This is a genomic window from Nostoc sp. ChiSLP03a (assembly GCF_034531215.2).
Taxonomy (GTDB): Bacteria; Cyanobacteriota; Cyanobacteriia; order Cyanobacteriales; family Nostocaceae; genus Nostoc.
Genome location: NZ_JAVRBQ020000194.1, coordinates 1 through 22,817, shown reverse-complemented (window position 1 = coordinate 22,817; position 22,817 = coordinate 1). Strand labels below are relative to the sequence as shown.

General features: G+C 39.9%; 18 protein-coding genes and 2 pseudogenes. 19 read left to right on the top strand and 1 reads right to left on the bottom strand.

The genetic code is table 11. The features are described from left to right. Window positions 1–64 precede the first annotated feature (64 nt). The 13 genes and pseudogenes from RMY32_RS32250 (at window position 65) to RMY32_RS32190 (ending at window position 15,070) form a co-directional block, all read left to right on the top strand. A complete protein-coding gene (locus RMY32_RS32250; protein ID WP_322709962.1) occupies window positions 65–616 on the top strand; it encodes a hypothetical protein in 552 nt (183 codons plus the stop codon). Between the two features lie 753 nt (window positions 617–1,369). Beyond that, window positions 1,370–3,115 carry a potassium-transporting ATPase subunit KdpA gene (gene kdpA, locus RMY32_RS32245; protein WP_322709960.1) on the top strand — a complete coding sequence of 582 codons (1,746 nt, stop codon included), beginning with the start codon at window positions 1,370–1,372 and terminating at the stop codon, window positions 3,113–3,115. Window positions 3,116–3,406: 291 nt separating this feature from the next. Continuing rightward, window positions 3,407–5,548 (top strand): potassium-transporting ATPase subunit KdpB, encoded by a 2,142-nt coding sequence (kdpB, locus tag RMY32_RS32240; RefSeq protein ID WP_322709957.1) that lies wholly within the window; start codon window positions 3,407–3,409, stop codon window positions 5,546–5,548. A gap of 6 nt (window positions 5,549–5,554) precedes the next feature. Next, window positions 5,555–5,824, top strand: a complete 270-nt coding sequence (locus RMY32_RS32235; protein WP_322679437.1) for a potassium-transporting ATPase subunit F — start codon at window positions 5,555–5,557, stop codon at window positions 5,822–5,824. Continuing rightward, entirely contained in the window at window positions 5,824–6,462 is a 639-nt protein-coding gene (kdpC, locus tag RMY32_RS32230) for a K(+)-transporting ATPase subunit C (RefSeq protein ID WP_322709956.1), read from the top strand. Before RMY32_RS32235 ends, kdpC begins: the two co-directional genes overlap by 1 nt. Before the next feature lie 303 nt (window positions 6,463–6,765). Beyond that, entirely contained in the window at window positions 6,766–7,131 is a 366-nt protein-coding gene (locus RMY32_RS32225; protein ID WP_322709955.1) for a TrkA C-terminal domain-containing protein, read from the top strand. Between the two features lie 129 nt (window positions 7,132–7,260). After that, entirely contained in the window at window positions 7,261–7,659 is a 399-nt protein-coding gene (locus RMY32_RS32220) for a hypothetical protein (RefSeq protein WP_322709953.1), read from the top strand. Between the two features lie 97 nt (window positions 7,660–7,756). Beyond that, on the top strand, window positions 7,757–8,065 hold the full coding sequence (locus RMY32_RS32215; RefSeq protein WP_409884531.1) for a potassium-transporting ATPase subunit KdpA: 309 nt from the start codon (window positions 7,757–7,759) through the stop codon (window positions 8,063–8,065). Beyond that, window positions 8,062–8,610: a pentapeptide repeat-containing protein gene (locus RMY32_RS32210; protein WP_322709951.1), complete on the top strand. Its 549-nt coding sequence runs from the start codon at window positions 8,062–8,064 to the stop codon at window positions 8,608–8,610. Before RMY32_RS32215 ends, RMY32_RS32210 begins: the two co-directional genes overlap by 4 nt. Next, window positions 8,610–8,861, top strand: a pseudogene (locus RMY32_RS32205) (hypothetical protein). Before RMY32_RS32210 ends, RMY32_RS32205 begins: the two are co-directional and overlap by 1 nt. Before the next feature lie 84 nt (window positions 8,862–8,945). Then, window positions 8,946–10,406, top strand: coding sequence for a hypothetical protein (locus RMY32_RS32200; protein WP_322709950.1), 1,461 nt, complete (start codon window positions 8,946–8,948; stop codon window positions 10,404–10,406). Between the two features lie 175 nt (window positions 10,407–10,581). Next, a complete protein-coding gene (pabB, locus tag RMY32_RS32195; protein WP_322709948.1) occupies window positions 10,582–12,762 on the top strand; it encodes an aminodeoxychorismate synthase component I in 2,181 nt (726 codons plus the stop codon). Window positions 12,763–13,285: 523 nt separating this feature from the next. Next, complete coding sequence (locus RMY32_RS32190; protein WP_322709947.1) at window positions 13,286–15,070, top strand: iron uptake porin; 1,785 nt, start codon at window positions 13,286–13,288, stop codon at window positions 15,068–15,070. 208 nt (window positions 15,071–15,278) lie between these two features. Here the strand turns inward: RMY32_RS32190 and RMY32_RS32185 are convergent, their stop codons facing one another. Further along, a complete protein-coding gene (locus RMY32_RS32185; RefSeq protein WP_322709945.1) occupies window positions 15,279–16,253 on the bottom strand; it encodes a D-glycerate dehydrogenase in 975 nt (324 codons plus the stop codon). Between the two features lie 115 nt (window positions 16,254–16,368). Between RMY32_RS32185 and RMY32_RS32180 the strand changes: the two genes are divergently transcribed. The 6 genes and pseudogenes from RMY32_RS32180 to RMY32_RS32155 form a co-directional block, all read left to right on the top strand. Further along, window positions 16,369–17,673, top strand: coding sequence for an Eco57I restriction-modification methylase domain-containing protein (locus RMY32_RS32180; RefSeq protein ID WP_322709991.1), 1,305 nt, complete (start codon window positions 16,369–16,371; stop codon window positions 17,671–17,673). Between the two features lie 132 nt (window positions 17,674–17,805). Further along, window positions 17,806–18,948, top strand: coding sequence for a BsuBI/PstI family type II restriction endonuclease (locus RMY32_RS32175; RefSeq protein ID WP_322709944.1), 1,143 nt, complete (start codon window positions 17,806–17,808; stop codon window positions 18,946–18,948). Window positions 18,949–19,111: 163 nt separating this feature from the next. After that, complete coding sequence (locus tag RMY32_RS32170) at window positions 19,112–20,167, top strand: glutathione S-transferase family protein (protein WP_322709943.1); 1,056 nt, start codon at window positions 19,112–19,114, stop codon at window positions 20,165–20,167. Next, a complete protein-coding gene (locus RMY32_RS32165; RefSeq protein WP_322709941.1) occupies window positions 20,164–21,048 on the top strand; it encodes an aspartoacylase in 885 nt (294 codons plus the stop codon). Before RMY32_RS32170 ends, RMY32_RS32165 begins: the two co-directional genes overlap by 4 nt. Before the next feature lie 467 nt (window positions 21,049–21,515). Beyond that, the gene (locus RMY32_RS32160; protein ID WP_322709940.1) at window positions 21,516–22,499 is read left to right on the top strand and encodes a polysaccharide deacetylase family protein; all 984 of its coding nucleotides are present in this window, start codon (window positions 21,516–21,518) and stop codon (window positions 22,497–22,499) included. Between the two features lie 26 nt (window positions 22,500–22,525). Then, window positions 22,526–22,675 (top strand): annotated as a pseudogene (locus RMY32_RS32155) (restriction endonuclease); the annotation flags it as partial. Window positions 22,676–22,817: the final 142 nt, after the last annotated feature.

The following is a 22,817-nucleotide window of genomic DNA, read 5'->3' as shown; positions in this document are numbered from 1 at the left end:
ATTTTAGTGTTTAATTTTAAGTTAGATAATCGAAAGCATATTTCAAGCCAACCAAGCCAAATTGATGAATCATACTCTAGCTTCTACTTTAGGAGAACTACAAACAAAAATATATTGGCTCCATGATGCTGAAAAATTTGCTGAATTGGCAGAAGCAGCAACTAAAATATATATTAAACTTGGATATGACCAACAAAAAGCAGAAAATGTTGGTCGTTTAATTAGTGAAGCCTATCAGTTATCTGATGATGCTGATTTAGCATACAAGGCTGGAGAAATTGAAAAAGAAATAAAATTTTATAATCAAGTAAAAGAGAAATTTATAGAGATTGAGGCTATATTAGGTTTACAAAAAAGTATAGCCGAGCATCAAACAAAATGGTGGATACATTTTCGTCATAGACAGAAACTCAAAGTTATATATCACCTATTTTGGCAACATTTAAAACCTTTGGGTTTAACTTATTTTTTTGTAGCTATACAACTAACATATTATATGTTAAATATAGGCAAAGGTCATAATTTGCGCGATATAGAAATAACTCAAAAAAATGCTACAAAATATTGGATGCAATTATTGAAATGTAAGATTACCAAATATCCATATTTAGGTTAATTTGATATTTTGTAAAATATTTCAAGAAGCAACGCCTAACGTCTTGTAGATAAAGTGGTTTGATAAATTAACCTTTTTGAACGAATTGCGCGTAAATCATGGTTTTGTTTGTATCGTTGCAGTTTATAACCACCCTTTTTAGGTTCTTAAGTAGGTAGACATAATTAAATATAAAATAAACTCTTAGTTTGTAGTGAGCGATTTATCGCTCAGAGCAAGGATTATCAGGATTAAAGTCCTTACTACAAACTTGAAATTTATTTATGCCTAGATAGTTACTGATTAGACTTCTTGCAAAAGTCGGGAGAAGGAGAAAAGGGTAAAGAAACTCAAAATCCTTTCCCTTTAACATGAGTCACTTTTTCGTCTCTGGCAAAAACATATTTTTGCAAAAGGTTTATTCCCTACGTAGTCAATAAAGCTGAAAATTACTGTAATTCTCAAAGACTCAGCTAGTTTTAGTGTCGAATAGCTATTTGTTTAGTATTTAGCCGTCTTTCTATATTTACAGATATATATCGAGATAAACACTCTTATACAGAGAAACATATATTTCTTATATAGCCTAGTTTAAATATCAATTTATACCTTGTATTCTTTAACAAAAAGCTCCATGATTGATTGAGAAAGCCCATAGTTATAGATTGGTTAGTTAATAATGATGCCGATATAAATTATAAATATTTCCGATTCATCACAAGAAAATATCTGATATTTATTTCAAATGTACTTAGGTTGGAGTTTGATTAACTCATGCTAGAAGGATGGATTCAAATTATATTAACGCTACTAATTGTAGTAGCAATTACTCCTGTTTTTGGGCGCTATATGGCGCGAGTCTACCTAGAGCAAAGTACTTTTCTCGATCCGATTTTGAATCCGATTGAGCGAGTACTTTATGCTTTGGTTGGCGTTAAAAGCAAAGAAAATATGACTGGCTGGCAGTATGGGCGGGCAATTTTATACAGTAACGTCACAATGGGGTTGCTGATTTTCTTGATTATTATGAATCAAGGATGGCTGCCATTAAATCCAACCAAGATAAATGCCCCAACTTGGGATACAGTACTGCATACGACTATTTCTTTTATTACTAATACTAACCAGCAGCACTATTCTGGTGAAACCTACATGAGCTATGGCAGCCAAATGTGGGGACTTGGTTATCACATGTTTACTTCTGCTGCTACTGGTTTGTCGGTAGGGATTGCCTTTATTCGGGGATTGACTGGTAGATCGTTAGGCAATTTTTATGTAGATTTAATTCGCTCGATTACCCGAATTTTACTGCCTATTTGTATTGTGGGCGCGATCGCTCTTATGGCAGATGGTGTTCCCGAAACACTGGGGGGTGCGGTTGTATTCCCCACCTTGGAAGATGCAAATATTAGTCAAGCGATCGCTCGCGGCCCGGTTGCTCATTTTGAAATTATCAAGCAATTAGGAGAAAACGGCGGTGGCTTTTTCGCCATCAACTCGGCACACCCCTTTGAAAATCCTAGCGGATTTACTAACTTAATTCAAATCGTGGCAATGCTTTCGATTCCCACAGCCCTAATCTACACCTATGGCTTATTTGCGAATAATACTAAGCAAGCTTGGTTAGTCTACGGCATGGTTGGTGTTCTCTATGTAGTATTTATCATCGTTACTGCCATTGGTGAATACAACGGCAATCCGGCTGTTAATTCCCTGCTGGGTAGTCAGCAACCGAATCTAGAGGGTAAAGAAGTCCGGTTTGGTTGGGCGCAATCTGTGCTGTTTGCGGTAAGTACAACCGGCACGATGTGCGGCGCAGTCAACAGTTTACACGACTCCTTCATGCCCAACGGTGGTTTTATTACCCTTTCCAATATGTTCCTGCAAATTATTTGGGGTGGACAGGGTACGGGAACCGCTTATCTATTTGCTTACCTAATTCTGGCTGTGTTCGCCACAGGATTGATGGTGGGACGCACACCCGAATTTCTCGGACGCAAGATTGAGAAGCGCGAGGTTGTACTTGCTAGTTTTTTAATTCTCCTAGTTCACCCGATCGCAATTATGATTCCCGCAGGTATTGCCTTGGCGTTTCCCGATCAACTATCAGGAATTAGCAATCCCGGCTTCCACGGCTTTGCTCAAGTTATCTATGAATACGCCTCGGCTGCTGCTAACAACGGTTCTGGCTTTGAAGGTTTGGGAGATTCACAACCTTCTCCTTTGGCGATCGCTACAGGTACAAAAACCACTGCAACTGCTTTGTGGTGGAACTTGAGTACCTGCTTCAGTTTAATTGCAGGACGCTATATTCCCATCATCGGTTTGCTGTTTTTAGCAGATAGTATGTCTCGTAAACAAGCTGTTCCTTATACCACTGGTACATTACGAACGGATACCGGACTATTTACAGGCGTTACCGCAGGCGTGATTTTAATCCTGGGCGCACTTACATTCTTCCCAGTACTTGCATTAGGCCCCATTGGTGAAGCCTTTTTCATCGCTAAAGGCATTGGCTAAGAAGTGTAGAGGGGTAGAGGGGCAAAGGAGAGTTAGAACTTGAAGCATCTCTCTCAAAGACTCGTCCACGAGTATTAAAGACTCATCCACGAGTATCAAAGACTCGTCCACGAGTATCAAAGACTCATCCACGAGTATCAAAAACTCGTCCACGAGTATCAAAGACTCGTCCACGAGTATCAAAGACTCATCCACGAGTATCAAAGACTCGTCCACGAGTATCAAAGACTCATCGCCAATGCCCCATGCCCCATGCCCAATCCCCAATGCCCCATTCTCAAAATCTAATCTATGCCAATTACTACTGATTCTCCCTCGCCCCGTATTCCATCTGGAACTCGTGACTCGCGCAAACATACCCCCAAAACAGATATGCGGGGACTTTATCAAAGAGCAATTAGTGAGTCATTTGTCAAGCTCGATCCGCGAATTACTGTTAGAAACCCAGTGATGTTTGTTGTTTGGGTGGGGACAATTATCACCTTGCTTGTTACCCTAAACCCAAATTTGTTTGGCACAATCCAGGCAGATGTTAACCAACAACGCTTGTTAAACGGGTTGATTACCTTTATTCTCTTTTTCACCCTCGTTTTTGCCAACTTTGCCGAAGCTGTAGCTGAAGGACGCGGTAAAGCACAAGCTGATTCATTAAGATCGACGCGATCGGATACGATCGCTAATAAAATCCTCCCCGATGGTTCGATAGTAAAAGTCAATTCTACAGAACTGCAACGGGGCGATTTGGTAAAAGTGGTTGCCAATAATATGATTCCCGCCGATGGGGATGTGATTAAAGGCATCGGCTCGGTGGATGAATCGGCGATTACTGGAGAATCTGCCCCGGTACTGAAGCAACCAGGTACAGATATTGCCAGTTCGGTGACAGGCGGTACGCGCCTACTCTCAGATGAGTTGACAATTCGCATTAGTGCCGATCCCGGACAAGGCTTTATCGATCGCATGATTGCCTTGGTAGAAGGAGCAGAACGCAGCAAAACTCCCAACGAGATTGCTTTGACAGTATTGTTGGCAGTATTAACGCAGGTATTCCTGATTGTGGTGGCAACTATGCCTCCATTCGTCGGCTACATCGCCAGCTTTATCAGCACAGCCTTTGGTGTTGAAGCGGGGAACAGTTTGCGGGCGGGTGCTAGCGTTGCTATTCTCATTTCGCTACTGGTAGCTTTAATTCCCACAACTATCGGTGGTTTACTCAGTGCGATCGGTATTGCCGGGATGGATAGGGTTGCTCAATTTAACGTCATTGCAACCTCTGGGCGAGCGGTAGAAGCTTGTGGTGACATCAACACCTTGGTGCTGGATAAGACAGGCACGATCACCTTGGGAAATCGGATGGCTGACGAGTTTATTCCCTTGGATAATCACTCAATCATAGATGTGGCGCGAGTCTCCCTAGCTGCTAGCTTGTTTGACGAAACGCCAGAAGGCAAGTCAATCGTAGTTTTAGCAGAAAAATCTCAGGCTGGGGTAAACTTTAATATTGATAAAGCCGAAGGTGTAGAATTTTCCGCCAAAACCCGGATGAGTGGCACAAATTTACCCGATGGCAAACAAATTCGCAAAGGTGCAGTGGATGCCATTAAGGGATTTGTCCGTTCCCGTGGCGGTAACGTTCCTGATGATATAGATGCAGCTTATGAGCGAGTTTCCCGATTAGGCGGTACGCCCTTAGCTGTTTGCCAAGATGACAAAATTTATGGTGTCATCTACCTGAAAGATATTGTCAAACCTGGTTTACGGGAACGATTTGACCAACTCCGCCGTATGGGTGTTCGCACGATCATGCTCACAGGTGACAATCGAATTACCGCTTCGGTGATTGCCGAAGAGGCTGGGGTGGATGATTTCATTGCCGAAGCAACTCCAGAAGACAAAATTGAAGTGATTCGCTCGGAACAATCTCAAGGTAAACTGGTAGCAATGACTGGGGATGGTACGAACGATGCACCTGCTTTGGCTCAAGCAAACGTGGGTGTGGCGATGAATTCTGGGACGCAAGCTGCCAAAGAAGCTGCTAACATGGTGGACTTAGACTCAGATCCCACGAAGCTAATTGACTTAGTAACCATCGGTAAACAACTGCTAATTACTCGTGGGGCGTTGACAACATTTTCTATCGCTAACGATATTGCCAAGTATTTTGCAATCATTCCGACAATCTTTGCTGCTGCTGGAATCGGCGCACTTAATATTATGGGATTAAAGAGTGCCCAATCTGCGATCGTCTCGGCGCTGATTTACAATGCTCTGATTATTCCAGCACTAATTCCGCTAGCACTCAAAGGGGTGAAGTTTTTACCTTTAACAGCAGATCAACTGCTACGTCGTAACATCTTTATCTTTGGTCTTGGCGGTATCGTTGCTCCCTTCATTGCCATCAAACTGATAGATATAATCCTACCTTTGTCTTAATTTACTATGAAATTTATTCAGATCCGCCGCACTATTCTTGCCTCCCAAGTATTAGAAGAAATAACTGAAATCTGGTGTCAATGGCGTAGGCAAAAGCTGCCACTGTATTTATTCTTGGCGATGTGTTTCAACCTAGTGGTTGCACCTATGGTTTATGCCGCTACTAATGAACAACTTTCCCGCAGTCAATCTTGGGGATTGGGGTTGTTAGGACTGGTGACACTGGGACTTTCCATCTATTTATTTTTTGTAATGTTTGTACCGGAGAAATTCTAATGAGTTTTGCACGCGAAGCTAGTAGAGCCGTTCGTTCTACCTTGGTACTCTGGGTTATTGGAGCGATTATTTATCCTTTTGCGATGATTGCCATTGGGCAGATTGCGTTTCCGTTTCAAGCAAACGGTAGTCTACTGAAAAATAGCGCCGGTCAAGTTGTCGGTTCTGCTTTGATTGGTCAACCTTTTAGTAGCGATCGCTATTTTAACAGCCGTCTCAGTACCACCAGCTACAGCACAGCTGATCCGAAAAAAGACGATGCGGGAGTTTTAAGAACTGGGGTTTCTGGCGCTAGTAACTTGGCTCCCAGTAATCCCGCATTAATGGAACGCATTAAAGGTAAAGATGACGCAGATCCCAGCAAAAAAGTTGAAGGTGACTTTAATCGTTTGAAAAAAGCAGGTGTGCAGCCGACTGGCGATTTAGTTTACACCTCTGGTTCCAGCCTTGACCCGCATATTACCCCGGAAGCTGCGATCGCGCAAGTTGCACGAGTAGCCAAGGCGCGAGGAGTTCAACCGAACCAACTCGAAACTTTAATTACTCAAAACACCGACGGCCGCTTTCTCGGCATCTTTGGCGAACCTGGAGTTAATGTGTTGAAGCTGAATTTAGCTCTAGATAAGATTAAGGGATAAAGGCTTGAGAGAGTGCTGCTGATTCTTGCTATGCCTTCTATTCAAAATAGTTATCGATAGTAATCCTTAATGATTACTTCAAATCTAAATGTTGGATTCTCGGCTTAATTTAATAAGTCGAGAATCTAATTTTTATTAGGTATATATAAAACCTATATCTCTAAACATATACCTGGTTAGCTAATTAATAAACACATCCTCTCTTGATTTAATACATTTTATATATCTTCAAAATATATCTCTGCAACAGCAGATTTTCCTCGTAAAGTATTGGACAATACTATTAGAGTTAAAAAACATTTTGTGCTAAAAACTAAAAAAACTTTAGAACCAAGCCTGTTTGGTGTTTTTATCGAAGATAATAGCGTTTACTGTGGCATTCATTTAAGTGATATTAACTTACCGAGTAAATGCGTTTTTCTAGGAGTTTTAAGAGAAACTCAAGTTATTCCAGTAACAGATAATCCTAGTATTTTCGCCGGAGATTACATTTTAGCAATAGCAACCCATCCGATGATGGTTCCTGCTCTCAAAGTGACTCTTAAAAAAATTCATTCTGTTTACTATTCCCTCAACAGTTGCTTATTGGAAGCTCAACTAAAAGAAAGTCAATCTGTTAATTCAAATTACCCAGACCTATCAAGTACTTTCAATTCCACATATTATTAGACAGATGAACATTTCTCGAATAAAAGCAGAAGGCAGTTCGAGCTTGCAGCAAGAGTAAGAAGATATATTTTTGCCTCCTGTCTCTTTAACTTTACTGAATCTGAGTTCGACTAGCTAAAGGTTTTTAATATGCATACTTCGGAGCTTTTCCGACTTTATGTATCCGCTCAAAAAAGCGTTCATCAGTCTACCCTGATTGAAGCTAACCTGTCTAAGGCAACACATAGTGACACCAAACCACATGACGGAGACATTCCCTTTGTAGCAGTGTTTTTGGCTCACATTTCTTTCATGATTGTTTGGGCAATTGTTGTTTTTCTGGTTTCATCTGTCTGCAAAGCACTAGAAGATCCCCCAGAAAATGCGGTGCAAGATAAAGATGAAATAGTAAGCATCAAAGATTTAGAGCAACATACCTGTAAAAAATGCCAATTTTTTAACAATAACTATTTTCTCAAGTGTGCAGTACATCCTACCACTGCTCTAACGAAACAAGCACTCAATTGTTCTGACTACAGCCCTGAATAGGTGAGTTTATCGTTATACATAAAGCGATCGCTTTATCCCATGCTTCCCAATTACGATCCAAGGTTTTGTGCAAATTTTTCTCACCCTGTTCCTAGTTATGATGTCAGTCCCCATATTAGGACACTACTTAGCTGAAGTCTTTTTCATACATAAAACCTGGCTCGATCTAGTGATGAACCCATTGGAGCGTTTAATTTATCTCCTGATAGATATTGAACCGCAAAAGAGCATGACTGGCAGAGAATATGCGATCGCTGTGTTATTCAGCAATACAGCAATGGCAATTTTGGCGAGCATTGACATTTTTTCCTGTTTTGGTTTTAGGGCCAGTTGCCGAAGCCTTCCAACTTGCCATAGGAAGATAACCTTTAATTCCTCACTTTCAGACTTGAGTTTGTATTTATGAATCTCTTTTTCCGACTCCTAATTCCGATGGCGTTTGTTCTGACTCCTTCTTTTGTTTCTCAAAGTAATAATTTGCTTCGAGAGCATCTGATTCAACAGCTGCAAGAAACAAGAAAATGTTTTGGCTGTAATTTATCGGGAATGAATTTGTCAGGAGCAAAATTAGAAAGAATTGACTTGCGATCGGCAAATCTTCAAGGCGCTAACCTCAAAAATGCTAATCTCCGCTATGCAAATTTGCAGTGGGCAGATATTCGGGAAGCAAATTTACAAGGAGCCGATCTAACTGGAGCCATACTCAAGAATACATTGCTAACTGATGCTGATTTACAAAAGGCGAATTTGTCAGCATCCAATATAGAAGGAACTGATTTGAGAAATGCCAATCTTAGCCACGCAAATCTCATCAAAGCTTTAAAAAACAACGATATCCAGGAGCATAATTCTGTGACTCTTTGTGAAACAGTATTGCCAAATGGGCTTATCTCAGGTCGCTGCAATCAATCAGCTAATAGCCAATCAGATTTTTTATCAGGAGTAAATTAATGGTAGAGCCTAATTATAAAGATAAAAATCGCTTTTTCTATCCTCGCGATCGCTACCACGGTAATTTTCAGCCAAACAACCTAGTATTTAATGCTAACCTTCAATAATTTACTCAAAGAGTTAACTACATTGTTAATTTAGAAACGGCTGGAAAACTATCTCCAAAAATTGCTTATGGTCAAATAGAAGCACTCTGGAAACAGTTGGAGGATAGTAAGAATAAGCTAGAAATTGCTAGCAGCGTTCTATAAGAGTGATGCAGTGATTGTTAAATTGAGAACCTTAAAACAAATTTTGAATTTGGAAACTTCATTTGAGAAATCAGAATAAATTTTATGAAACAAAAAGAAACAGTATTTGTTATTCCGACTCATCGATTGAGAGATGTAGCACAAACTATCGAAAAGTATGATGAGAATTTCTGGGTAAATGGTCATGCTTTAAAAATTATCGTTTTTGACGATTCCAGCATTGCCAATCATGAGAAATATTATCCACTTTTAGAGCAGACTAAGACAGTCAATGATGTGTTTTATGTTGGGCCACAACAGAAAGAGCAATTTATTACATTTTTAAACGAAAGACTGCGCGATCGCAAGCTAGAATCACTAGTCAAAAACTTATTCCGACCTAGTTATGGAGGAAATCGTAACTTCACACTTATGTATACCCTTGGACATTTAATGGTAAGTGCAGATGACGATATGCGTCCAGATGCATTAATTGAAACTAGCCCAGAATCTTTATCAGGTGATGAAATCTGTCGAGGAAAATTAATTAAATCTAACCAACAAGGTGGCTACGTCCATAAATCTTTTGACTTACTCACGGCTTTTGGTGATGTTTTAGGTCAAAAAGCCAGTCATGTACCAGAAAACTTTGAGGCTGGAGAATTGGTACTTGATACAGCAATGGATTTAGAAACCAATACAACTAAAGGTTACTTTCGAGAAAACAGTCTTCTATTACAACAGGGGAGAGTCTTGAATAATGCGATCGTTAAGATTGCCCAAACTTTTCGCACAGGAACTAATGATATTGATACCCTTGATTTTGTTCACATGTATCTCAATGATGAGAATCAAATTAGTCCTAATGACCTAAATTATTTTTATATTCTTACCAATTTTCGACCCGTTATTACTAACAAAAACTGGAGAATGGATTGTGGAGTTGCTGGATATGATAATCAGCTAGGTTTACCACCCTTTTTTCCAACTAGGCTCAGATTTGAGGATTATATCTATAGAATTTGGATACAGCAAGAAGGAATTGCAGCTGCACACGTTGATGCTGTCCAAAACCATATTAGAAATAACTATATGCGTAATCCTCTCGCTAGCGAACTATTTAATGAAGAAATATGTAGCTTGCTGAAAAAGAAGATTAAAAACAGTGTTTATCATCTTGACGATTTGGGAATCAAGTTTGATTACTCAGGCGAAGTCACTTTACAAGATTCTGAGGAAATCCTGGAAAAAATCTCTGCTATCCATAGACAAGTAGTCAAAGGCTCAATCTCTACCCAGAATGAAGAACGCAAGCAATCACTTCAATTATTTGCTGAGAATTTATCGAGAGTCTTCTATGGATTTGAACCAGACTTTTTTCAGCAAAACGTTTCCAGAATTATCGATGATGTCATTAGCCAATTTCACGGTTCTCTAGAAATATGGCCAACTCTAGTAGAAATCTGTTACTTTTACAAAGACAAAAAAGACCTACCACAAATCAGGGTTAAAAACAAGAAGGTAAAGTCTAGAAATGGCACAAAATCGAGCGAAATTCTTGTATAAATGTGACCTTTGGCAAACAAGCCATCATTCATCCAGTAAAGTTTTCTGAAACCCTTTCTTTTTGAAGATGTGCCTATAGAACTTAAGCCAGATCCCCGGCTTCTTGAAGAAGTCGGGGATCTAATTTTTCACGAATGATTTAGGATTGCTATATGTGCTAGTTAAGTGACTATGTATGCAAACGCTAATTATTGATAACTATGACTCTTATACATTTAATCTTTACCAGATGATTGCCGAGATAAATGGGGAACTACCTCTAGTAATTTATAACGATCGCCTTAACTGGGATGAATTGAAAGAAATTGCATTTGACAACATTGTAATTTCACCTGGCCCCGGTCGTCCAGAGAGATCGGAAGATTTTGGAGTCTGTCGGCAAATAATTGAGAATGTGGATGTGCCTTTGTTGGGAGTTTGTCTGGGACATCAAGGACTTGGCTATCTATATGGTGGCAGAGTAATTCATGCACCGGAAGTTCGACACGGCAGACTCAGTAAAATTTATCATAATAATTCAGAATTATTTCAAGGTATTCCTAATCAGTTTTCTGTGGTGCGTTATCATTCATTATTAGTTGCTGATGAACTACCTGAGTGTTTAAAAAAAATTGCTTGGACTGAAGAAGGATTGGTGATGGGATTGCGTCATCGGCATTTACCTTTTTGGGGTGTGCAGTTTCACCCAGAGTCTATCTGTACAGAATATGGGCAAAGATTATTAGAAAACTTTCGAGATATTACGCAGCAATTTATAAATAAATCGTCAATAAGTCCAGAAAAACAGTATCGAATTCGATATGGATCTGTTACTCCTACTGTAGATAAACCCTGCCTTCGCGCAGCGTCTCGTAGAGAAGAACAGAAAGAAAAATTTGAATTGTATACGCGCAAGTTAGATATCTGCCCAAATACAGAACAAATATTTGTGCAGTTGTTTGAGAATGCCCCCAATGCTTTTTGGTTAGATAGCAGCCGTGTGGAATTTGGTCTATCTCGCTTTTCATTTATGGGTGATGGAAGCGGGGTTAACAGTCTATTGGTACGATATAATACCGAAACGCAAGAAATCATCGTCACCCAGTCAGATACTGTAACTCGTCACACCGAAAGTATTTTTGAGTATTTGAAGCGAGAAATAGACTGTCGAAGTTGCCAAGCTGATGAGTTACCTTTTGATTTTAACTGTGGATTTGTGGGCTATTTTGGCTATGAACTCAAGAGAGAATGTGGATCGTCATTGGTACATTCTTCACTATTACCTGATGCAATTTTCTTACTTGCCGATCGCATGATTGCGATCGATCATCAAGAACAGTGTCTTTATTTGCTGCAATTAATCAAAAAAGGACAAACAGAACAGGTAGAAACTTGGTTTGATACGATCCAACAACAACTCGAAACTCTAGATCCTCTTTTTTCTCTTATACCCCAAGAAAATTGTCAGCCAGTTAACTTCCGTTTGAGCCGCACTTATCAAAATTACATCCAAGATATTCAGCAATGCTTGAACGAAATTCACGAAGGGGAAACTTATCAAGTTTGCCTAACAAATCAGCTGCATACCGATGCAACCCCCGATCCATTGACGTTCTATCGCACATTACGTAAAATCAATTCGGCTCCTTACTCTGCATTTTTACGCTTTGGTGAAATTGCGATCGCCTGCTCATCTCCAGAAAGATTTTTACGGATTGATCGCCAAGGATGGGTAGAAACTAAACCGATCAAGGGAACTCTACCAAGAGGAGAAACCCCCGAAGCCGATTTTGTCCTCCGTGAGAAGCTACGCAACAGCGAAAAAGACCAAGCTGAAAATCTGATGATTGTCGATCTGTTACGCAATGATTTGGGACGAGTCTGTGAAGTTGGTAGCATCCACGTACCAAAATTAATGGATGTGGAAACATACTCAACAGTACATCAGTTGGTAACAACAGTACGCGGGCGATTACGTTCAGATTTACAAGCGGTGGATTGCGTGCGAACTGCATTTCCCGGAGGATCGATGACTGGTGCGCCCAAAATCCGCACCATGCAAATTATCGATCGCCTAGAACAAGAGGCGCGAGGAATCTATTCAGGTGCGATCGGCTTTTTGGGTTTGAATGGTTCAGCCGATTTGAATATTGTGATTCGGACTGCTGTTTTGACTCCCAATCAAACTTCCATTGGTATAGGTGGTGGAATTGTAGCCCTTTCTGAACCGGAGATGGAGTTTCAGGAAACGCTGCTGAAAGCCAAAGCCTTAATCGACGCTATGGTTATGACGATGTATGGAACCTCTGAGTCAAAGAATTATGACATTCTGGGATTAGAAACAATCGCCGATAGTTATGAAAAATTAACTGCCTGAATCAGGGGAACTAAAAAAATAAAAATGTGTTTTGGGTGGGATATAGAAGTAATTAGTGATGAATTCAGAGCGAACAGTTTAGATAATCAATCGCTGCCTTTTCTCTTCATGGCAATGCTTTACGTACTGTTTTACCTCGACTTGAAACCGATACTCCGCAGGTTATAGGGTCAAAATTATTCATAATTAATAATTCTTAATTCCTAATTACAAACCCAATATAGAAATGCAGTTTCTTTATTCAGCAATAAATTTAAAGATAAAAACTATCTACCGCAAATCAAGGTTAAAAACAAGAAGCCAAAGTTCATAAATAGCGAAAAAACGCGCAAAAATACTTTATAATCACGACCTTTAGTAAACATACATCTGCAAGACTTTACGATTCTTCATGTGATAAAACTTTCTTAGATATGGCTTAGGTAACAGCAATCTGATAAGATTTCTAACAAGTAGAATAATTGCTTGTTCTCTTTTTCTTAAACCAACTGATTTAGGTTATTTTTGGGAAAGGAAAATAAAAATGTCTGATTTATTGTGGAAAACTCTGGTACTAAGTCCAGTAGTTTTGGGAGTGACGGTGTTGGTTTCCGCAAGAGCTATAGCTGCTGAAAGAGCAAGCTCTTTTGAAGATATAAAGTTAAAAGCTGCTCAGACAGAAGCACCAATAACTTCTAATGCTTCAATATTCATTCAAACAGAGCAACCAAAAGTTAATCAGCAGTTGGTCGCCCAAAAGGCTGATGAAAATAAGGTTTTAGAAGAGGTTAATCGCTACAGCAACGAAGGCAAGAACCAGAATTCATTGTCTCAAGTCACATCAGTTTCTCAATTTTCTGATGTACAGCCGACTGATTGGGCATTCCAAGCTTTGCAATCCTTGGTTGAGCGCTACGGTTGTATTGCTGGATACCCAAATTCTACTTACCGAGGCAATCGCGCACTGACTCGTTATGAGTTTGCCGCAGGTTTGAATGCTTGTTTAGATCGAGTTAATGAACTGATTGCCACAGCAACAGCTGACTTGGTGACAAAACAGGATTTGGCGACTCTCCAGCGTTTGCAGGAGGAATTCTCAGCAGAACTGGCAACTCTACGCGGTCGAGTAGATTCTCTAGAAGCACGGACTGCGGAACTTGAAGCTAATCAGTTTTCTACTACCACAAAATTGGTGGGTGAAGCTATTTTTGTCGCTACTGATATTTTTGGCAATAACACTGGCGATGCGAATAATACTGTCTTCCAAGATCGGGTACGTTTAGACTTGCAAACCAGCTTCACGGGTAAAGACGTTTTACACACCCGTCTTGCAGCCGGGAATGCACTAGCCTTTACACAAGTAGGAAATAATGGTGTTGGGATCGATACTGCTGAAGGTACGCAAACATTTCAACTCGGCAGCACTACTAACAACAGTGTGATTATCGACTGGCTGGCGTATTACGTACCCATAGGCCCAGCCCAAGTCTACTTTGCGGGCACCGGAGGTATTCATAGCGATTATGTTGCCACTAACAACCCTTACTTTGAGGACTTTGATGGCGGTAATGGTGCTTTGTCTACCTTTGCTTCTGAAAGTCCGATTTATCGCATTGGTGGTGGTGCCGGTGCAGCACTGACTTTACCCTTTGGTAAGGGTGGTAGTATTTTGAGACCAAGTTCGCTGACTATTGGTTACTTGGCATCAAATGCTAATAATCCTGGAGCAAATCAAGGTTTGTTAGAGGGTAACTATGCAGCCTTGGGACAGTTGAACTTTAGTGTTGGCGATCGCCTATCTATAGCTGCTACCTACGTTCACGGTTATCATGGTGCTGGAGGTGGTAATTTATTCGATCTAGGTGGTGGTTTGGGTAGTACTAACCGCGTCGTAGGTACTGGTCAAGCTAACACCCTAACTGCCTTAAACGGATCTTCCAGTAATTCTTACGGTATAGAAGCAGCCTTCAGACCCAGCGACAAACTCTCAGTCAGTGGCTTCGTTTCTTACCACGATGTCACAGGCTTTGGTGCTGGTGATGATTATGAAGCTTGGAGTTACGGTCTGGGAGTGGCCTTACCTGACCTCGGTAAAAAGGGTAACGTTTTAGGGATTTTTGCTGGTGCAGAACCTTATGCCCGTAACCGAGGAGGAGTTTTTGCTGGTACTGGTAATGATATACCTTATCATTTTGAAGGCTTTTACAAGTATCGCGTATCAGATAATATCTCAATCACCCCTGGCGTAATCTGGTTGACCTCTCCTGGTCAAAACAGCAACAACGATGATGCAATTATCGGTACGCTGAGAACAACTTTCACCTTCTAAAGGTTTACGCAATTTGCTTTAGGGACGCATAACTATGCGTCCCTTTGAACTTCCGCCTTACGGTATTAGATTGAGGGCGTTCATAATTCATATCATATCCGCCAAATTACCCATAAGAAAAGAACCCCACCCCCAACCCCTCCTGCGGGGTGGGGTTCTTCGGGTTTAATAAGCAATCAAGCGGACATGATATCACGCCTGATATGAATTATGAATTATAAATTTCCGGGTTGACACAATTAGCCAAGCGATCGCCCCTTAATCCTGCAATTAAATTAGCGATCGCCATTGAAGCCATTTTTGAGCGCGTTTGACGGCTGGCACTGCCAATATGCGGTGCAATAATGAGATTATCTAAGGTTAACAACAGGCTATCGCTGGGAATCGGTTCTGGTTCGGTGACATCAATAGCCGCAGCCGCAATTTGACCGCTTGCAAGGGCGCGATACAGAGAATCTGGATCTACAATAGTTCCGCGCGCCGTGTTAATCAAAATAGCCGATCGCTTCATCAATTCAAATTGGCGATCGCTAATTAAATGATAAGTATCATCAGCCAATGGTGTATGCAGAGTTACAAAGTCTGATTCTTGCAGTAAGTGTTCTAACGTAGCAAACTCCACACCTAGAGATTGTTCTAACTCTGGGCTGCATCGTTGCCTACTCGTATACAATATCTGCATTTCAAACCCTTTGGCACGACGAGCAACTGCTTGTCCAATCCGCCCAAAACCAACAATCCCCAAGGTTGCACCCGTAACATTTGGCCCCAACAACAAATCTGGTTCCCAAGTCTGCCACAAACCTGCACGAGTAAATCGATCTGCCTCCACTACTCGCCGTGCAGCTGCCATTAACAATGCCCAGGCAAAATCTGCGGTAGCATCGGTTAACACCCCAGGAGTATTACCGACGGGAATTTTTCGTGCCGTAGCGGCGGCAATGTCAATGTTATCGTAACCCACCGCCATTTGACTGATAACTTTGAGTTTCCCAGACTCAATGAGTTGGCGATCGATTTGGTCAGTCAGCAGACATAGCAATCCATCTATTTCCTTGACTTTTTCTAGTAAAATTTCGTAGGGAGGGGGTTGACGTTCTGGCCAAACTTCCACCATAGCGAGCGATCGCAGTTGCTCTAATTCGATGGGTAGGCGACGAGTAACGAAGACTTTATAAAGCATATTAAAATAATTTCTAGATAAAGGGACGCTTCTGGCATCAGTTTCTCCCTAAAATATCATGGCGTAAATTCAAAACCTGATAAAGTTGGTTTTTATTCTGTGAAAATGAGCCGTGATGTTCCAATCAAGCAGTAGAGAGTCTAGAGAAAATCATCACAAGCCGTTGGAATTCAAAAGCTTGTCAAAATGTTCTGCCAGAAACTTACTCGATAAAGTAGATATTCTGAGGATTGCTGCAAGCTTGAAACAGGATCAAAAGCAAAAAGGAAAACTAGGTCAATTTTTGACACCTGCTCCAGTCGCAGAATTAATGGTTGGGATGTTTGGCAAACTCGATCTTCCTCAAATATCTCTACTTGATGCTGGAGCAGGAGTTGGCTCATTACTTGCAGCCTTTGTGGCTAAACTTTGTCACAGCCAAAAACGCCCAGCCAATTTAGATATTGTTGCCTATGAAATCGATCCTTTTTTGATTGGGTATTTGCATCAGACATTGAAATTGTGTGCTAGAGAATGTCAAATAGCTGGTATTTCTTTTAACTATGAGATCAGAGATATAGATTTTATTGAGGATACAGTCAGACTTCTTGGCCCTAGTGTTTTCGATAATCCTGATAATTGCAGGTTTACCCACGCTATTCTCAATCCTCCATATTTAAAAATTAACGCTCATTCCAAAGTTCGTGATTTGTTACGTTCTATAGGATTAGAAGCCAGCAATTTATATACAGGTTTTATCGCTGCTACGATTCAGCTTCTTGAATCAAGAGGGGAGCTTGTAGCTATTTCGCCGCGTAGTTTCTGTAATGGTCCATATTTTAGAAATTTCCGCAGAATGTTTTTGGAAATGATGGCTTTAGACCAGATACATCTTTTTGATTCCAGACAGGAAACTTTTAGTGATGATGAAGTTTTGCAGGAAACGATTATCATCCATGCTGTCAAACAAAAACCAAAATTTGACAATGTAATCATCAATACAAGTTCAAATGCTGATGATGATTTTATTCTGTCAAATTCCTTAGCTTATACAGAGATAGTTATTCCCAACGACTCGCAACAATTTATCCACATTATCCCCGATACAGTAAGTCAGCAGGTCATTAAAAAAATGGCTAACTTTACTTGCACATTAAAAGACCTAAAATTAACTGTATCAACTGGACGGGTTGTAGATTTTCGTGTTAAAGAATATCTGTGTTTAATACCAAATGAAAACACTGTTCCTTTGATTTATCCACTGAATTTTTCAGGAGGATATGTTGAGTATCCCAAGATAACTAAAAAACACCAAGCTCTGATATATGCAGAACAAACTGTATCTCTTTTAGTATCCAATGAGCATTATGTTTTGACTAAACGATTCTCCTCCAAAGAAGAAAAAAAACGAGTTGTTGCCGTTGTATATGATGCCAACTAAATTAATTGTTCTTGGGTAGGTTTTGAAAACCACCTGAATTATTTTCACCAGGACGGAAGAGGACTTAATCTTACCCTAGCACGTGGTCTTGCTGCTTATCTTAACTCTAGCCTCGTTGACGCATTTTTTCGGTTGTTTAATGGACATACTCAGGTTAATGCAACCGATTTACGAAATTTAAAATATCCGACAATAGCACAACTAATGACTGTAGGGCTATATATTACTGAGCATTTTCCATCACAGAAAGAAATCGATGAACTTCTACAAGAATTACTGAGTATGAGTAATCAATCTGAAAACAATCCCTTAATAATTAAAACCCGTATTGATGAAGCACTACAAATTTTAATTGAACTTGGACTTCCACGGGCACAACTTAATGAGCGTTCAGCCTTAACTCTTTTGGCTCTACTTAATTTAAAGCCAACAGATCCTTGGGAAACTGCTGCATCTCCCCTAATGGGAATTACGCCAATGATGGAATTTATGGCACTGCACTATGGCAAAACATATAAACCTAATACACGGGAAACTGTTCGCCGCCAAACAGTCCATCAATTCTTAGATGCAGCTTTGATAATTGTAAATCCAGATGCACCTGAACGCCCCGTTAACAGTCCGAAAACAGTATATCAGATTGAAGAAAGTGCGCTTGAACTCTTACGTACTTATGGAACTAATGAATGGAAAAAGAGCATTCATACTTACCTTGCTTCAGTTGAAACTTTGAAAAAACGATATGCTCAGGAGCGGGAACTATCACGTATTCCGATAGTGATTGAGGGAGAGGTGAAAACTCTATCGCCAGGTGGACAGAATATTCTAATCGAAAAATTTATTAAGGAATTTGCAGAATGTTTTACACCTGGAGGAAAACTGATTTATATTGGTGATACAGATGAAAAAGTCGCTTATTTTAATGAAAGGGCATTGAGAGATTTAGGCATTACTATTGATTCTCATGGTAAAATGCCTGATGTAATTATCCATTATCTAAAAAATGATTGGCTAGTTTTAATTGAAGCTGTAACTTCTCATGGGCCAATTAATCCTAAACGTAAGAAAGAACTTGAAGTTATTTTTGCCGATATAAAAATTCCCCTTGTAATGGTAACAAGCTTTTTAAGCCGGAAAGCGATGGTAGAGTATTTGGCTGAAATTGCTTGGGAAACCGATGTTTGGGTTGCGGAAGATTCTACTCATCTCATTCACTTCAATGGAGAATATTTATTACAGGCTTACAAAATGGATAGAGATTTTGAAACGAAATAAACTATTATTAAAAATAAGCGATCGCTAGCTTATAAGTTGTCTTTAAAACGATATCGGTATCAACAATATTGTCATATAGATCCAATAGTTCATGCAAAGCGTAGTAGAGTTAAAGTAAGAAATCTGAAGGTACGTCGATCGCTCCCAAAGCAAAATTGTCGCCATGACTAACTCAACTCCAATGGATGACGAGAAAAAGCTCCCCAAGAAGAAAGGCAAGTCCCTTCCTCCCAAGCTGATTATCTGGGTAGGAAAGTTTGTTTGGACGACTATGTGGCAGATAATGATGTCAAATCTTGCTCCTCGCAATCAGTCGGGAGCATATATTCGTCCTAATAGCCAGTTTCGCAAGTTCATCGGTACAGAATCAGGGAATCCACACCCACCAGCAACGGGGCGCTACAAACTCTATGTTGGGCTGGGCTGTCCTTGGGCGCATCGAACTTTAGTTGTGCGATCGCTCAAAAAACTCGAAGCGGTAATATCAGTATGTATCGTCTCTCCTTCGCCCATTGAAGGCGGTTGGATATTTAACGATGAAGAAGAAGGTTGTCGCACACTAGCTGAATTTTATCAAAAGGCAGAACCCGGTTACAGTGGACGCTCTACAGTACCAGTACTATGGGATAACCAAACAAAAGCGATCGTCAATAATGAAAGTTCAGAGATTATCGTCATGTTGAACTCTGAGTTTAACGAATTTGCCAACAATCCGACGCTAAATCTTTACCCAGAAGAACTTAAAGAGAAAATTGACTGGTGGAATGAAAAGATTTATCACACAGTAAATAACGGTGTATATCGCTGTGGCTTTGCCCAAAGTCAAGAAGCATACAATCAAGCTTGTAATGAACTGTTCGCAACTCTCGATGAGATTGAGATTGTATTGCAGACTAATCGCTATCTCTGCGGTGAACATCTGACACTTGCAGATGTGCGATTATTTACGACATTATTTCGGTTTGATAGTGCCTACTATGGGCTGTTTAAATGCAATCGGCAGCGAATTCGAGACTATCAAAATCTCGGAGCTTATCTACGTGACTTGTATCAGCTTCCGGGTGTAGCTGACACTTGCGATGTAGAAACTGTGAAGCGGGACTACTACGGAAACTTATTTCCACTCAACCCCGGTGGAATTATCCCTAATGGCCCTGATATGTCTTATCTTAATCAACCACACGATCGCGATCGCATTGGCAAGGTAAATGCTTCATGAACCAGATTAATCGAGTTGCAATTGTCGGTGGAACTCATGGCAATGAGTTTACAGGAGCCTACCTAATCCAAAAATTTGCCCAGTTTCCCGATTTAATTACTAGACGGAATTTTGAGACAGTTACCCTGTTAGCAAATCCCAATGCTTTTGCCGCCGGGAGACGATATGTTGAGAAAGATTTAAATCGCTGTTTTCTCAAACAAGATTTAGAAGATCCAACTCTAAATAGTTACGAAGATTTGCAAGCTAAATTAATTCAGGATACCTTAGTATCAAATAAGGATAAACAAGCAGATTTCATTTTAGACTTGCACAGCAGTACAGCTAATATGGGTCTGACAATTATTCTTGATAACAGTCATCCTTTAAATTTAAAATTGGCTGCTTATCTGAGCCAGATTAATCCTTTAGTTAAGGTTTATCGCTGTTCTTTTAAATCAATTGCAGAAAACCCATTTGTAAATTCTCTGTGCGAATTAGGCTTTGCATTCGAGGTTGGCCCAATTGCCCAAGGAGTTTTAAAAGCAACACTGTTCCAACAAACAGAGGAACTTGTTCGCGCCCTTCTGGACTACCTAGAACAGTTTAACCAGGGTAAAATTCCATCAAATAATGAAACGTTGATTCTCTATGACCACTTATCAGTTGTGGACTACCCAAAAAAACCGGATGGTACAATCTTTGGAATGATTCATCCAGAGCTTCAAGATAAGGATTATCAAGCCTTGAACCCAGGAGATCCAATTTTTATAACTTTTGACGATAAAACAATTGTTTATGAGGGAGCATCTACTGTTTGGCCAATTTTTATTAATGAGGCAGCTTACTACGAAAAGGGAATTGCTATGTGTTTAACCCAGAGGCAGCAACTCAACATCTAAGATGTGGATAAAGTTTTTGGATAATTGCTTTTGATCGAAGCGATGACAAAAATTGAAGCTCAAAATTATTAATAACTTCATATATCTAGCGCAATTACTAAAAACTATTTATGTAAGTATATATATATTAGTTATAATATATTAACGATTGGTAATTAAGTATCGGGGTAAAAAGTTGTCAAAAGGTTTGATAAAATCGATATCAAAGGAGCGTTGAGAAACTATTATCTAATTATCGGTAATATTTTTTAGAGAAGCAAATATAAATCTAACCCACTAATATAGGCAATGTCTATAAAATACTGCTTTGGAAGTAACTCTTTGTTTTAAAAAGGAGGAAATGCAAACATTCAGGCTTGAGGTTTATTCTAAACTCAGCCCTGAGTTTAACTATGGAAATTTACTGATAAAATTCAAATTTAACAATATAATTTACGCTTAAAATTGTCTAAATACTTGAACTCATAATGAAAATTAAGCAAAAAAGAAACAAACCAATAGCCAGTCTTTCTTTAGATTTAGATAATATTTGGTCTTATTTAAAAAATCAGGGCGCTCCGGGTTGGCAGACTTATCCTTCTTACTTGGATATCGCAGTACCTCGTTTCTTAGATATTCTCAAGCAATGGGATTTGACAATCACAGTATTCATTGTCGGTCAAGATGCAGCGCTAGAAAAGAATACCAAAGCAATACAAGCGATCGCTAGCGCCGGTCACGAAATTGGCAATCATTCATTTTATCACGATCCTTGGCTACATCTGTATTCAGAGAATGAGATTGAAGAAGAGGTGGCACTGGCCGAAGAACATATCAAGCGCATCACTCATCAACATCCTATCGGCTTCCGGGGGCCAGGATACAGTTTTTCTCCAGCAGTATTGAAAGTTTTAGCACGCCGGGGATACGAATATGATGCTTCGACTTTTCCGACATTTTTGGGGCCTATAGCACGAGCATATTATTTAATAACTTGTAAATTGAGCAAGGAAGAACGTAAAAAACGGGAAGCACTGTTTGGCGGTTTTAAAGAGGGTTTGCAGCCTCTAAAACCTTACCGGTGGAAACTAGATAAGGATAAACTGACTGAGATTCCCGTTACTACCATGCCAATTTTTAAAGTGCCAATTCACTTCAGTTACATAATGTTTCTGAGTACATTTTCTTCGAAAGTGGCGTTACTCTACCTACGAATTGCCCTATGGCTGTGTAAAGTTACACGCGTCCAGCCTTCTTTGCTACTCCATCCTACAGACTTTGTAAGTCAAGAAGATGTGCCAGAACTCTCATTCTTTCCAGGTATGAGTGTCCCTACTTATAAAAAGCTGGCAATAGTAAACAAAAGTTTAGAAATGATATCCAGTCAATTTAATGTTTTGACTGTTGGACAACACGCTAAATTTGCAGCCAATGCGCCGAAACTACCTATATTAGTGCCTCAAAAGAGGTAAAAAGATCATCTATTATCACTTTACCTATGCCGATTTTGACAGCAGAAATCCTCTGTTTAGAGGCTGAAATATTTTCATTAGCCGAGTCTCAGCATCCAGAACCTCTGCTGTATGGTGTTACTGATGGAAAAGCTGTCGGAACTTACCTAGAACAGAAATTTAGACTTTACTTAAAAGCTAATACCAATTTAATGTGAAGTTACACATATCTAGATCCCCCTAAATCCCCCTTTTTAAGGGGGACTTTGATATGTTTTTCTGGTTCCTCCCTTTATAAGGGGGGCTAGGGGGGATCGAATTCTATGCAGCTTTATAAAA

Excerpts from the sequence above, each read along its gene's own strand:
- RMY32_RS32200 (WP_322709950.1), top strand. The coding sequence starts at position 8,946 with ATGAAACAAAAAGAAACAGTATTTGTTATTCCGACTCATCGATTGAGA.
- kdpA (WP_322709960.1), top strand. The coding sequence starts at position 1,370 with ATGCTAGAAGGATGGATTCAAATTATATTAACGCTACTAATTGTAGTA.
- RMY32_RS32190 (WP_322709947.1), top strand. The coding sequence starts at position 13,286 with ATGTCTGATTTATTGTGGAAAACTCTGGTACTAAGTCCAGTAGTTTTG.
- RMY32_RS32185 (WP_322709945.1), bottom strand. The coding sequence starts at position 16,253 with ATGCTTTATAAAGTCTTCGTTACTCGTCGCCTACCCATCGAATTAGAG.
- RMY32_RS32250 (WP_322709962.1), top strand. The coding sequence starts at position 65 with ATGAATCATACTCTAGCTTCTACTTTAGGAGAACTACAAACAAAAATA.
- RMY32_RS32170 (WP_322709943.1), top strand. The coding sequence starts at position 19,112 with ATGACTAACTCAACTCCAATGGATGACGAGAAAAAGCTCCCCAAGAAG.
- RMY32_RS32180 (WP_322709991.1), top strand. The coding sequence starts at position 16,369 with ATGTTCCAATCAAGCAGTAGAGAGTCTAGAGAAAATCATCACAAGCCG.
- RMY32_RS32220 (WP_322709953.1), top strand. The coding sequence starts at position 7,261 with ATGCATACTTCGGAGCTTTTCCGACTTTATGTATCCGCTCAAAAAAGC.
- RMY32_RS32210 (WP_322709951.1), top strand. The coding sequence starts at position 8,062 with ATGAATCTCTTTTTCCGACTCCTAATTCCGATGGCGTTTGTTCTGACT.
- RMY32_RS32235 (WP_322679437.1), top strand. The coding sequence starts at position 5,555 with ATGAAATTTATTCAGATCCGCCGCACTATTCTTGCCTCCCAAGTATTA.
- RMY32_RS32160 (WP_322709940.1), top strand. The coding sequence starts at position 21,516 with ATGAAAATTAAGCAAAAAAGAAACAAACCAATAGCCAGTCTTTCTTTA.
- RMY32_RS32165 (WP_322709941.1), top strand. The coding sequence starts at position 20,164 with ATGAACCAGATTAATCGAGTTGCAATTGTCGGTGGAACTCATGGCAAT.
- kdpB (WP_322709957.1), top strand. The coding sequence starts at position 3,407 with ATGCCAATTACTACTGATTCTCCCTCGCCCCGTATTCCATCTGGAACT.
- kdpC (WP_322709956.1), top strand. The coding sequence starts at position 5,824 with ATGAGTTTTGCACGCGAAGCTAGTAGAGCCGTTCGTTCTACCTTGGTA.
- RMY32_RS32215 (WP_409884531.1), top strand. The coding sequence starts at position 7,757 with ATGATGTCAGTCCCCATATTAGGACACTACTTAGCTGAAGTCTTTTTC.
- pabB (WP_322709948.1), top strand. The coding sequence starts at position 10,582 with ATGCAAACGCTAATTATTGATAACTATGACTCTTATACATTTAATCTT.